At 59.2% G+C, this 12,514-nt stretch carries 11 protein-coding genes and 1 pseudogene; 2 read left to right on the top strand and 10 right to left on the bottom strand.

All coding sequences use genetic code 11. From position 1 onward, the window contains the following. Positions 1–7: 7 nt before the first annotated feature. From A6070_RS00640 to A6070_RS00615, 6 genes and pseudogenes are all read right to left on the bottom strand, one after another. Positions 8–619, bottom strand: a complete 612-nt coding sequence (locus A6070_RS00640) for a V-type ATP synthase subunit D (protein ID WP_072286597.1) — start codon at positions 617–619, stop codon at positions 8–10. Positions 620–623: 4 nt separating this feature from the next. After that, a complete protein-coding gene (locus A6070_RS00635) occupies positions 624–1,949 on the bottom strand; it encodes a V-type ATP synthase subunit B (RefSeq protein WP_072286596.1) in 1,326 nt (441 codons plus the stop codon). Then, positions 1,946–3,707, bottom strand: a pseudogene (locus tag A6070_RS00630) (V-type ATP synthase subunit A). The gene A6070_RS00635 and the pseudogene A6070_RS00630 overlap by 4 nt, the downstream one beginning before the upstream one ends. Then, entirely contained in the window at positions 3,704–4,282 is a 579-nt protein-coding gene (locus A6070_RS00625) for a DUF2764 family protein (protein ID WP_072286594.1), read from the bottom strand. The pseudogene A6070_RS00630 and the gene A6070_RS00625 overlap by 4 nt, the downstream one beginning before the upstream one ends. An 11-nt stretch (positions 4,283–4,293) precedes the next feature. Further along, complete coding sequence (locus tag A6070_RS00620; protein WP_072286593.1) at positions 4,294–4,899, bottom strand: HrpE/YscL family type III secretion apparatus protein; 606 nt, start codon at positions 4,897–4,899, stop codon at positions 4,294–4,296. A gap of 403 nt (positions 4,900–5,302) precedes the next feature. Beyond that, positions 5,303–5,770, bottom strand: coding sequence for a hypothetical protein (locus A6070_RS00615; RefSeq protein WP_145926389.1), 468 nt, complete (start codon positions 5,768–5,770; stop codon positions 5,303–5,305). 274 nt (positions 5,771–6,044) lie between these two features. Here A6070_RS00615 and trxB point away from each other — a divergent pair, with 274 nt between their 5' ends. Both trxB and A6070_RS00605 read left to right on the top strand, forming a co-directional pair. After that, complete coding sequence (trxB, locus tag A6070_RS00610; RefSeq protein WP_072286591.1) at positions 6,045–6,977, top strand: thioredoxin-disulfide reductase; 933 nt, start codon at positions 6,045–6,047, stop codon at positions 6,975–6,977. A gap of 85 nt (positions 6,978–7,062) precedes the next feature. Next, positions 7,063–8,592 (top strand): YifB family Mg chelatase-like AAA ATPase, encoded by a 1,530-nt coding sequence (locus tag A6070_RS00605; protein WP_072286590.1) that lies wholly within the window; start codon positions 7,063–7,065, stop codon positions 8,590–8,592. A gap of 59 nt (positions 8,593–8,651) precedes the next feature. On the opposite strand, the gene A6070_RS00600 is transcribed toward A6070_RS00605, so the two are convergent. The 4 genes from A6070_RS00600 to tkt form a co-directional block, all read right to left on the bottom strand. Next, the gene (locus A6070_RS00600; protein WP_158513993.1) at positions 8,652–9,194 is read right to left on the bottom strand and encodes a DUF3106 domain-containing protein; all 543 of its coding nucleotides are present in this window, start codon (positions 9,192–9,194) and stop codon (positions 8,652–8,654) included. A 108-nt stretch (positions 9,195–9,302) separates the two neighbouring features. Next, on the bottom strand, positions 9,303–9,752 hold the full coding sequence (locus A6070_RS00595) for an anti-sigma factor family protein (RefSeq protein ID WP_072286588.1): 450 nt from the start codon (positions 9,750–9,752) through the stop codon (positions 9,303–9,305). Then, positions 9,749–10,393: an RNA polymerase sigma factor gene (locus tag A6070_RS00590; protein ID WP_072286587.1), complete on the bottom strand. Its 645-nt coding sequence runs from the start codon at positions 10,391–10,393 to the stop codon at positions 9,749–9,751. The genes A6070_RS00595 and A6070_RS00590 overlap by 4 nt, the downstream gene beginning before the upstream one ends. A 93-nt stretch (positions 10,394–10,486) precedes the next feature. Beyond that, complete coding sequence (gene tkt / locus A6070_RS00585) at positions 10,487–12,478, bottom strand: transketolase (protein WP_072286586.1); 1,992 nt, start codon at positions 12,476–12,478, stop codon at positions 10,487–10,489. Positions 12,479–12,514 lie beyond the last annotated feature (36 nt).

Raw genomic sequence — 12,514 nt, 5'->3', positions numbered from 1 at the left:
GAATGTCTCAGTTGGCGACGGTGCGTGCAGCGCACTTGCCCTTGGCGATTTTGGCGCGACCCACTGCGGTGGTTTGCTGATCATCCAGGCAGATCCTGATTTTTCTTATATTTTCGATAGCCTCAGGAATCTTGACTTTTTCGAAAAGGTTGACACGCTGGGAGGTCGCTCGCAACTCCTTTTCCAGCGCGTCACGCTGTTCCTCCAGCAGTTGCCGTTTCAGGCGCAACACCGTCAGCTGTTTTACCGCCTTGAGCAGTGCTTCCTGCCACTGCGGAGCGAGGAACAGGTCGCACTCCGTCTCGTCCATGATCAGTTCTTCAAAAACGGTGATATTGATCCCGGCGATGTTTCTGGAAGAGGTGCGCCACTGATCGACATCGAACAGGTCGGCCAGCTGATCCGCCGAAGCGGCCGCGAGCAGTTCCGCCCACTGACCAACCCCCTCCTCGACAGACGCCGATTCCAGGTCCAGACGCTGCATGGTCATTTGCACTTCCCGCACCTCCATTTGCAGCTGCTGTTTTTTCAGCTGCAGGGTCGGCAGATAGCGCCGGTAGCGCTGCAGGGCCTCACGCTGGGATTTCAGTTCCGTTTTGGTCAGTTTGATCTTGGCCATGCGATCACCCTTTATCCGCGGCCCGTCCGCCAGTCCGTTTCGGCCAGAAGGTCGATACAAGCTCGGATTTGATATCGGTCTCCGCGGGATCGAAACAGGCCGCCAGGATTTCCCATCCCGTATCGAGAGCCTGTTCCAGCGGAATGTTTACCGCCAGATCCATCATGCGGCTTTCGAACAGCTTCCCATACTTCAGCAGTTTGCTGTCCCATTCCGACATGCGGAAGCCCATGGCCTGCTTCTCCTGGGTTTCGCGGCAGTCGGCATACAGGCGGATCATGGTGTCCATCAGGGCGCGATGGTCGGCGCGAGTCGCACCGTTGACCTGCTGTTTGAGTCGGCTGAGGGAACCGAAGGGTTCAATACGCCCGTTTTTCAGATAAAATTGCCCCTCCGTGATGTAGCCGGTGTTGTCCGGCACCGGGTGGGTGACATCGTCGCCGGGCATGGTGGTTACGGCCAGTACGGTAACCGAACCGGCGCCATCAAAATCGACGGCTTTTTCATAACGCGAAGCCAACTGGCTGTACAGATCACCGGGATAGCCTCGGTTGGCGGGAATCTGCTCCATGGTAATCGAGATTTCCTTCATGGCGTCGCAGAAATTGGTCATGTCGGTCAACAGCACCAGCACCCGTTTGTTTTCGTTGACGGCGAAATGCTCGGCGACGGCCAGGGTCATATCCGGCACCAGCATGCACTCCACGATAGGGTCGGAGGCGGTGTGGATAAACAGCACCGATCGGGACAGGGCGCCGTGTTCTTCCAGGGTATGGCGTAAAAACAGGTAGTCATCGTGCTTGAGACCCATGCCGCCAACCAGTATGATATCCACCTCGGCCTGCATGGCGATGCGCGCCAGAAGCGCATTGTAAGGCTCGCCGGCAGACGAAAAAATCGGCAGTTTCTGGCTTTCTACCAGAGTATTGAAAACATCGATCATCGGCAGGCCGGTACGGATCATGTTTTTCGGCACGATGCGTTTGGACGGATTGACCGAAGGGCCGCCGATCTCGATTTCGTTGTCCTGCAGGGGCGGACGGTTGTCACGCGGCAGTCCCGAGCCGTTGAACACCCGACCGAGCAGGCCATTGGAGGCGGATACGCGCATCGACCGGCCAAGAAACCGTACCAGACTGTCGGTGGTAATGCCGCGGCTGCCGGCGAAAACCTGCAGCGACACCATGTCGCCCTCCAGCCGGATGACCTGACCAAGCGAGCTGCCGCCCGGACTGACGACTTCCGCCAGAGAACCATAGGCTACATTGGGAGCCTTTACGGTGATGACGTTGCCGCTGATGTTGACGATATGCTGGTAGAGCTTTTTCATGCGGTCCTCTTTTCCTCCAGGAAGGCATCGATGTTCTTCTCGCCCTCTTTGAAAGCCTTGCCCCCCCAGGGCGTGTAGTTCCAGTCGATAAAACGCTGCCGCAGGTTCATAAAAAGGTGCGCGCCTCAGCGTGGCTGGCAAAAGGAAATTCCCTTTCAAGGACGGCCAGGACTTTTTTGAAGACATAGCTCTGCCGCTCGGCCGAGCAGGCGGCGTCGACATCGTCAAAGGAGTTCTGCTGCAGATAGACCGCGTCGAGAAATTCGCTTTTCAGGTACACGGTGAAGTCTTCCACCGGAGTACCTTCCTCCCCTACGACCTTCATCATCTGGTGGATTTCATTCCCCTGACGCAAAATATCCCGGGCGCGCCCGACTGTTTCGTGATGTACCACGGATTTGTACTGGCTCCAGCTGTCCAGGGGATGGATGGCGGGATAACGGCGGGCGTTGGCGCGGTCGCGCGACAGGCCCAGAAACCCGCCAACCACTTTCAGGGTGCCCTGGGTCACCGGCTCTTCGAAGTTGCCCCCGCCGGGCTGACAGCCCCGCCGATGGTGACCGAACCGACGCTGCCGTCGTTCAGCTCCACCAGCCCGGAACGTTCGTAGAACTGCGCAATGCGCGTTTCGAGATAGGCGGGAAATGCTTCCTCGCCGGGGATTTCCTCCAGCCGGCCGCTCATTTCCCGCAGTGCCTGTGCCCAGCGCGACGTGGAGTCCGCCAGCAGCAACACATGCAGCCCCATCTGGCGGTAATACTCCGCCAGGGTAACCGATGTGTAAATGGAGGTTTCGCGGGCGGCCACAGGCATGGAACTGGTGTTGCAGATGATGATGGTGCGGTCGATCAGACTGCGGCCGGTGCGGGGATCCTCGAGTTCCGGAAACTCGGTCAGAATCTCGACCACCTCGCCGGCACGCTCGCCGCAGGCGGCCACGATCACCACATCGACTTCGGAGTGGCGGGACAAGGCATGCTGCAGAACGGTCTTGCCGGCACCGAACGGGCCGGGGATGCAGAAGGTGCCCCCTTTGGCAACCGGAAAAAAGGTGTCGATGGCGCGGGTCTGGGTCACCAGCGGCTCTGTGGGCAGCAGTTTCTGACGATAGGCCGCAATGGGAATCTTCACCGGCCAGGCCTGCACCATGGTGATTTCCCGCTCCTCGCGACCGTTGCTGGCACGCGCCACCGGGGCATCGACCGCCAGATAGCCGGATGGCGCCACCCAGGTCAACTGCCAGCTGCCGGTCCAGCCGAAAGGCACCATGATGCGGTGCAGGATCGGTCCTTCCGGAACCGTTCCTACCGCATCTCCGGCCCTGACCGTATGACCTGCTTCGACCCCGGGGGTAAACGGCCACTGGTGCTCGTGATCCAGCGGCTCCAGATAGAGACCGCGCTGCAGAAAAAATCCGGAGACTTCCGCCAGCTGCGGCAGAGGATTCTGCAGGCCGTCAAAAACGCGGGTCAACAGTCCGGGACCGAGTTGCACGGAAAGCAGCTCGCCGGAAAAAGTCACCGCATCGCCAACGGTGATCCCTCGGGTGTCCTCAAAAATCTGCACGTCGGCTTCCTGGCCGCGCACACGGATGACCTCGCCCTTGAGGCGGTCTTTTCCGACCAACACGTAAGCGACTTCGTTTTGCATGACCGTAGTGTCAAAGCGCACGCTGGCAAGGTTGCCGTTGACACCGACAACACGACCGGTTTTACGATCCCCGGTCGCGATTTTTTCATGGGTTGTTTGCGTAGTCATAGAGTGTCCTGTTGGTTCGTCTCCATAGCCGTGCGCTTTGCGCGTGCCTGGGTTATCGCCTTGTCGACCAGGGCATCGAGTGTTTTCAGACCTTTATCCACCGCATGGCGCTGCCATTTTTCCACAAGCAGCAAACGCACCCGGTAGACGATCAAAGCATCGGCCGTGAACTCGCGACCCAGCAACACTTCATCGAGCATCTGCCAGCGCAGCAGATCGAGACGACGTTCGCGTTCAAGGGGACTGTCGGCTACAAGGGCCTCCTTGATCTGGTGATCGAGTCCCGGAAAAACCTCCTTGCAGGGCCGCAGCCAGCGAGCGGTTTCGACGGAATCCGCCGTCCTGTGGCGCAGAAGATAGTTGCGGATGTAGGTTTCCCGCTCATTCCAGAAGCGCTCCGCGGCCCAGCTGCAACGCCCGGAGGGCAACAGGTCGAGTCCGCCGAGGTCTTCCGCGAGTTTCCTTCCCGCATGCTCGGCAACCATTTGCACAAACCGTGCTGAAGAAAAAGGCGCCGGCGCGTCGAAACGCAGCATGGGCAAAGAGGTGATGAGATAGTAGTATTGCGTCGCCATGGAATTGGCCCCTAGTCGCGTATCAGGGCGTTGAGCTGCGGTTGCAGCAGTGTGCCAAGAGCCTCCGCCAGCGCTTCGTCACTGAAATCGAAAGTCACCTGGTGATCCTGGATATGCAGCTTGAATCCCTGCGACAAGGAAGGCAGAGGCTGGATGTCGATGTTTCCCTGAAAACTTTCAGCGACCGCCGCTCGCAAGGTTTTTTCCAGGGTCTCGATCTGCCCGGGCGGCACAAGGGCATTGATATCGGCCACATTGCCGTTTGTTTTGACATACTCCCGGATCAGATCGCTTAAAATTTCGGCAGTTTTCTCCGTATCGAGAACCTGACCGACGAACGTCCTGACGACCGTCTGCATCCGCTCCTGCATCTGCTGGCGCAGCCCCAGAAGCACATCGCGAGCCGCCTGCTTGAGGGTGGTCCTGCCGTGAGAGACCATCAGGCTCGCGTCTTTTTCGGCCTGCGCAAGGATTTTCTCCGCCTTCAATTCCGCATGTTTTACGGTATGCTCGGCCCTGGCACGGGCTTCGGCCAGAATCTTTTCCGCCTCCTGCTCGGCCTGGCGGATGCCCTGATCATGGATACGGGACAAAAAAGCGTCGAGTTCTTCGGCCATGGTGTAACTCCTAACGTCAAAATATCGCTATGGGAAAAGCGGGATAATCGTCAATTTTCAAGATGGATGCACGGGCAGACATTTCTGCATGGATCGTTCCATTTTATCCAGCCACCATCGGGACAGGCATGCCTGCTGCCATGAAGCATTCTCAATGGATTTGCCCCCGCGCATACATTCATTTATGTATGTATGACAATGGAGCGAACTTAACAGTTTTCGGCCGGGGAAGCAAACCTTTTCGGCCTGCGCAAGGGCATGCGGAGACAGGGACACGACGTTTCCGCAAAAAAAGATGAAAGCGGTTGAATACCCGTCAAAAAGTGCATCAGGCAAGTCCTGGTGTCTTTCAGGTGCGAAGGCATGCATGACATGTCGCGGCGCAGTGGTTTTTGCGCCAGCATCAATCCCGCAACGGCTGGGCACCGTCGCGCAGAGACACGGGGATATCCTCCATCCGATCGGCAAAATGCAGCTCTCCGTCGGCATCAACGTAAAGGTAACGTCGGGTTTTTACCTGGTAATCAGCTGCACCGGGCGTCGACCGTGGATGCAGGGGCGGTGTTTGAGACGTATTGGTGGAACTTTTGCCCGCAGGCTCTTCGGCAGAAGCGCCCCCCCCTTGGGAATCGGCCTCTTCAATAATCGATTCAATGGTCAGAGGCCGTTGCGGGCGCGCCCCAGACAGGCGGCTGCGAAACTCGCGATAACCGTCCTGCAATTCCCGCAGCAACGGCGATGACAGCCGCAGACGCAGCGCCAGCTGATCCACAACCAGCAGCAACGCCAAAAAACACAGGACCCAGCACAAGACCCCCGAAAACGAATATGATTTTTTGGACTTGCTTCTGGTTTTACCTTTTCGTGCCATGGAAACCTGCCCAATAATTGCAAAAAGCCAAAAGGCCGACAACGACATTCAAAGCGGTCATCTTAGCGCCGCATCCGGGAGAAGGCAAGAGGATCAGAGGTGCAAAAATGACAGAAAGTTCATTACGCCACCACGCTGCGTGATGAAAGGCGAAGCGTTTCCCTTTTTTGCAGCAGCGTGCTATATAGGGATGGCCGCATGCTGGAGAATCTTTGTGCCGAAATGCCTGAAAGCAGTCCCATGGACCGGAAAAGTCCACGCAAGGAGTTAAACGATGCAGGATACCCTTTATGATGTGTTGATTATCGGAGGCGGTCCGGCCGGTCTTACCGCAGGCCTGTATGCCTCCCGTGCCGACCTGAAAACAGTATTGATCGAAAGCATGATGGTCGGCGGACAGGTCATTACGACCACCAAGATTGAGAACTATCCCGGATTTCCCGGCGGTGTTGACGGCCCTGAACTGATGCAGCGATTTCATGAACACTGCCAGGAATTCGGCTTGCACATCGTGCAGGGACAGGCGCAGGCACTGCGTGACAGGGGGGCAAGCAAGGAAGTAACGGTCGATGACAAAATCCTGCAGGCGCGTGCCGTGATTGTGGCCACCGGCGCCGAACCGCGCAAGCTCGGAATCCCCGGAGAAAACGAACTGGTCGGACGAGGCGTGTCCTATTGTGCCACCTGCGACGGCGCATTTTTCCGCAATGTGCCGGTAGCGGTGATCGGTGGCGGTGATACTGCCGCGGAGGAAGCCCTGTTTTTAAGCCGCTTCGCTTCCAGAGTCTATCTTGTCCACCGCCGCGATGCCCTGCGGGCGACCCGCATCCTGCAGGAGCGCATCTTTGCCAACGACAAGATCGAAGTTGTCTGGGACAGCCTCCCGGTGCAGGTTCTGAGCAACGACCGCGGTGTTTCCGGACTGGAAATCCGCAACAAAAATTCAGGCGAGACCCGCACGCTGGATCTCGAAGGGGTGTTTTTCGCCATCGGGGTGATCCCCAAGGCCCATTTCCTCGCCGATGTCCTTGAACTTAACAAGGACGGTTACATCATGACCGATGCGAACTGTGGCACCTCCATGCCCGGCGTCTTCGCCGCCGGAGATGTACGCAACAAGATGCTCAAGCAGATCGCAACCGCTGTCGGAGACGGAGCGGTGGCCGCCATTGCCGCGGAAAAATTTCTCGACGAACAGAAAAAATAACCGCCTGAGTGCGCGGCAGGGTAGTTAGGTTGTACTTGCCGGTTGCGGTCGGGGTCCGACTAAAACAACCGTTCAAGGAGTAACCATGCTTGCCAAGATTCTGTCCGGCGCCCTGCTCGGCATCGACGCCTATCCGGTCGAGGTGGAAGTCGATATCAGCCAGGGGTTGCCGCAATTCGCCACCGTCGGCCTGCCCGAGGGAGCCGTCAAGGAGAGCAAAGACCGGGTCAAATCGGCTATCAAGAATTCCGGCTACGAATTTCCGGTACGCCGCATCACCATCAATCTGGCCCCGGCCGGTATCAAGAAGGACGGGGCGGCCTTCGATCTGCCCATGGCCATCGGCATCCTCACCGCTACCGGGGTGATCCGGGAGCGTCGGGAGGCACCACTGGCATTCCTTGGTGAATTGTCCCTTGACGGGCGCATAAAACCGGTGCGTGGCGCCCTGCCGGTGGCGGTGGCGGCGCGGCAATGGTCCGTCTCCGGGCTGGTGCTGCCGGAAGAAAACGCCCGCGAAGGCGCCATCGTCGATGGCGTGCCGATATACGGGGTGCGCGACCTGGGTCAGCTGGTTGATTTTCTCAACGGAGCCCAACCCCTGGAGCCCTGCCAGGTCGATGTCGACGCCCTGTTCACCCGCGACAGTATGCCGGATGTCGATTTCGCTGAAGTGCGCGGCCAGGAGCACGTTAAACGCGCCATGGAAGTGGCAGCGGCCGGACAGCACAATCTGCTGATGATGGGACCGCCTGGCAGCGGCAAAACCATGCTGGCGCGACGCCTGCCATCGATTCTTTCCACCCAGAGTTTTGACGAAGCCCTGGAAACCACCAAAATTCATTCGATCATGGGGCTGCTGCCGGGACAGGACGCGCTGGTCGCCTGCCGCCCCTTCCGCAGCCCTCACCATACCATTTCCGATGCCGGTCTGATCGGCGGCGGCACGGTGCCGCGACCGGGCGAGGTCTCGCTGGCCCACAACGGCGTGCTGTTTCTCGACGAACTGCTCGAATTCAAGAAAAACGTGCTGGAAATGCTGCGTCAGCCGCTGGAGGACGGCCAGGTCACCATCAGCCGCGCCGCCACCACCCTGACCTATCCGGCCCGCTTCATGCTGGTGGCAGCCACCAATCCCTGTCCCTGCGGCTATCTCGGCGACAGCCTGCAGTCATGCAGCTGCACACCGCAGATGATTCAGCGTTACCGTTCGCGCCTGTCCGGGCCGCTGCTCGACCGCATCGACCTGCACGTCGAAGTGCCGCGCATTCCTCACCGGGACTTGTCCAATCCCGCCGATGCGGAAAGCAGTGCCGCCATCCGTGCCCGCGTCGACGCCGCCCGCGAACTCCAGCGGCAGCGGTTCGCCGGATCGGACATTGTCTGCAACGCTCACATGACCAGCAGGCAACTGCGACGTTTCTGCCGTCTCGACGATCCGGGCCGACAGCTGATGGAGATGGTCACCGACCGGCTCGGCTACTCCGCCCGTACCTATACCCGCATTCTCAAGGTGGCCCGCACCATCGCCGATCTCGCCGGGCAGGAACAGATCCGCCGGGAGCATCTGGCCGAAGCGATCCAGTACCGCTCGCTGGACCGCAAAACCTTTTGATGCCTTTTTAAAGGGCCAAACCTCCGCGTGCCGGTTTTCCTTCAGCCCGCCCCTTCTTTTTAGACAAAAAACGCCCCTGCACGCGCACAGGGGCGTTTTTTGAAAATGACAGGCCATCGTTTACCGTTGACTGTCCCGGTAATACTCCTGATGCGGCTGTTTGTGGCGTTTGTCCCGCTGCTCGGGGGGAGTTTCTTCTGTTCCCGCCACTGTTTTCGAAGTTCCTGCTGTTTTTCGGGTGGCAACTGACGATAGCGTTGATAGCGCTGTTTGATTTCCTGTCGTTTATCTTCCGGAAGTCTCTGCCAGCGCTCCATGCGTTGCTTGAGACGCTCGCGCTCGGCGGGGGGGAGGTCCTGATACTGGTCGTACCTCTGCCGCAGGCGCTGCTGCTCATCCGGCGCCATTTCCTTGTATTGGCGATAGCGGCCCTTCAACTGCCGGCGCTGCTCCGGGGTCAGATCCTCCCAACGCCTGCCGTCGTCAGCCACCAGAAAGGCCGACGGCGCATCCTGAGGCCAGGCTTGCCGTGCCCAGACCTTGCTGATGGGGGCCATTAGCAATCCTGCCACAAGCAGGATATAGCACCATGTGTTTTTCATTCCATGCCTTGTCATTATGCCACCACCCGGCTTCCATGCTGAAACAGCTGTTCCCCGCACTGTCGATCCGAAGCCCCGCGTCTGGTCATCAGCGCTGGCGGACCGCCATTACCCTATACGATCGAAGTCCTGAAGCAGATCGAGATTTTCCAGCAGATCCAGGTTCTGCAACAGCTCCATATCCTGCAACATGCCGATTTCGGTTGCCGATTTCGGCACCCCCCCGGTGAAGGTTGCCGGTCCTCCCGGCAGGATCCGCAGGCAAATCGTAAGCACCGCCAGGGTCGCCAGAGCCGATCCCCACAGCCACTGCCTGGGCCGCGACTTGTGCGCAATACGGTCATTGATGACCGCGGCAAAGCGCTGTTTTTCCCCTTCGGAGAGGCAAAGTTCGGGAACCGGCAGGCGATCCAGCGCATCCCGCAGTCCGGCAAGTTTCAGTCGGCAGGCATGGCAATGCGTCAGATGCTCCCGCACCCGCAGCCGTGTCTCGGCATCGAGATCTCCGTAATGAAAAAGAACCAGGTCCTGGTCGTTGCAGTTAACCGTACGTTTCATGATAGAACCCCATCTTCGTCGCTGAATTCCTGCCGCAAACATTGCACCGCCCGGTGCAGATGGACCTTGACCGTTCCCTCCTTCAAATGCAGCACCTCGGCGATATCCTTAAGGGGAAGGCCTTCCTGATGACGCAAGACAAAAACGGCCCGCTGCCTTGCGGAAAGTCTCGACAACGCCCTGAACAGGCGCTGTCGAGCCTCCTCGCCCAGCACCAGATCGCTGGGAGAAGCTCCGGGATCGGCGCAATCGGCAACGGGGTCCGGCGCATCCTCATCCTTGCGAAAAAAGAATATGCGCCTTTTCACTTTTTCACGCCGGAGATGATCGATGACCAGTCTGGATACCACACGATACAGCCAGGTTTTGATCCGGCACTCGCCACGGAACGAGGGCAGGGCGCGGTGCAGCCGCAAAAAAGCTTCCTGCGACAGATCCTCGGCTTCCTGACGATCCCCCAGCATGCGGTAGGCAAGGTTGATCACTTGCGACAGGTGCTCAGAGACCAACTGCGCGAAAGCCCTTTCATCACCCAGGCGAATCCTCTCAAGAAGCAGGGACTCCCTGTCCCTGGCTTGATCAGCTGACTGGTCCGGGATTTTGTCCACATTCATGACGGCTGCCGCGCTCTGGTAACTCATAGCCACTCCCTCAAATGCATCACACTCTGAGGGTAGGACGGATACCGGGTTTAAAGGTTTACAGCCTGACAAACTTTTTTTTGGAATGCCGCATCACAGCCGTTGTTTGATGCATGCCACCAACTGCTCGGCCGTGAAACCGTATTTTTCCATCAGCTGTTCGAAGGGCGCACTGGCCCCGAAGCTACGCATGCAAAGCGTCAGGCCAGCAGTGCCGATATAACGCTCCCATCCCATACCGACGCCAGCTTCTACAGCCACTCGCAAAACCTCCCCGGAGGCAAGCACCTGATCCCGGTATGCCTGGCCTTGAGCATCGAACAGCTCCCAACAGGGCAGGGAAACCACCCGGGCCCCATATCCTTCGGCCTGCAGCAGCATTCGCGTCCTTAAGGCCACCTGAATTTCCGAGCCGCTGGCAACCAGCACCACGCGCAGCGGAGATTCTTCAGAAGCCAGAATATACCCTCCGCGCAACACCCCTTCGGCGGAGGCGTAAATATTCCGATCAAGTGTTTCCAGCTTCTGCCGGGTCAAAATCAGCGCCGTGGGACCCTGCCGGTTGGACAGGGCCGCCCGCCAGGCCTGCGCCGTTTCGTTGGCATCGCAGGGCCGGATCACCGCCAGATTGGGAATGGCGCGCAAAGCGGCAAGGTGCTCGACGGGCTGATGGGTCGGACCGTCTTCGCCAAGCCCGATGGAATCATGGGTAAAAACATAAATCGGCGCCAATCCCATCATGGCGGCCAGGCGCATCGGAGGCCGCATGTAGTCGGAGAAAACCAGAAAGGTGCCGCCGAAAGGGACCAGTCCCGGGGTGTGAGCCAGGCCATTGAGGATCGCGCCCATGGCGTGCTCACGCACGCCGAAATGGATATTTCGGCCGCTGACGGCGGAACCGAAAGCCTCTGCGTTCTCAAGGTGGGTGTTGTTGGAAGGTGCCAGGTCGGCGGAGCCTCCCAGCAGCAGCGGGATGACCTCGGCCAGGGCGTTGAGGGTAACCCCGCTGGCCTGACGCGTCGCCATGTCCTTCCCGGCTGGGAAGTGGGGCAGGGCGGCATCCCAGCCGGGCGGCAAGGGCTGCTCTGCGGCCTGAAGCCATGACTGGAGGGCTGAATTCCCGCCGGCAACCGCTTCATTCAGCCCGTTTCGCCAGGATTCTTCGAGGACGATGCCCCGCTGCCTGACCCGCAGCATATGTTCCTTCACCGCATCGGGTACATCAAAAAACCGTTCGGGGTCACGACCGAAAAACAGTTTGGTCTGACGCAGCTCCTCCGCCCCGAGGGGCGCGCCATGAGCCTCCGCGGTATCCTGCTTGCGGGGGGCTCCGTAGCCGATATGGGTACGGGCAATGATCAGGGAAGGGCGTGGATCTTTTGTGGCGCGCACCAGGGCCTCATCGATTTCAGGCAGGTTTTCTCCCTCGACCTGCTGCACGTGCCAGCCATAAGCCAGAAACCGGCTGGCCGTATTATCGCTGAAGGTCAGTTCGGTGCGCCCTTCGATGGTGATGCGGTTGTCGAGATAGATGCAAGTCAGGTTGTCAAGTCGCAGATGCCCCGCCAGGGAGGCTGCCTCTGCCGCAACGCCTTCCATCATGTCGCCATCGGAACACAGGGTAAAAACGCGATAATCGAACAGTTCGGCATGTACCTGTTCCGCGAGCAGACGGGCGCCCATGGCCATGCCGACGCCGACCGCGAAACCTTGACCGAGGGGTCCGGTCGTGGTTTCGACACCCGGTGTGTGGCCGAACTCGGGATGGCCCGGGGTGCGGCTTCCCATTTGCCGGAACTGTTTGAGATCATCCAGGGCGAGATCGTAACCGGTCAGGTGCAGCATACTGTAAAGCAGCATGGAAGCATGGCCGCAGGACAGGATGAATCGGTCGCGGCCCGGCCAGTCGGGATTGGCCGGGTTGTGCCGAAGGTGGCGGGTAAAAAGCAGATAGGCAATCGGAGCGGCTTCCATGGGAGTTCCGGGATGCCCCGAACAGGCCTTTTCCACCCCGTCGGCTGCCAGCAGGCGGATCGTATCGATCGATGTGCGCGCCAGGTTTCGGTCCAGGATTTCCATATCCATAACGGCCTCCTTGTCGCATCCGCAGGCCTCTCGCTG

It is taken from the genome of Syntrophotalea acetylenica, from assembly GCF_001888165.1.
Lineage (GTDB): Bacteria > Desulfobacterota > Desulfuromonadia > Desulfuromonadales > Syntrophotaleaceae > Syntrophotalea > Syntrophotalea acetylenica.
Note: the sequence above shows the minus strand (reverse complement) of the source record. Positions and strands in the feature narration are given on the sequence as shown.